General features: G+C 49.1%; 1 protein-coding gene. It reads left to right on the top strand.

The features are described 5' to 3' along the window. The coding region (locus ACYP03_RS26115; RefSeq protein WP_459782686.1) for an FAD:protein FMN transferase at positions 1-273 on the top strand (273 nt) is incomplete at both ends.

Here is a 273-nt window from a genome sequence, read left to right as displayed (position 1 = left end):
CCGGAAGCCCGTCCGGATGTGGTACCGACGGATGAAGAACTGGATGCTCGTCGTCAGGAAGTCGGTATAGAGCATCTGAAGGTTCAAGGTAACGCTTTGATTAAAGATATGCCTGGGCTGTATGTTGATCTGTCATCCATTGCTAAAGGGTACGGTGTCGATGTTGTGGCTGACTATATTGCTTCATTGGGTGTGAATGATTATCTGGTTGAAATCGGTGGAGAAATCCGCCTGAAAGGCAAAAACCTGGAAGGCGTGCCATGGCGGATAGCA

It is taken from the genome of Photobacterium sp. R1, from assembly GCF_054600795.1.
This window is presented reverse-complemented; position numbering and strand designations above follow the sequence as displayed.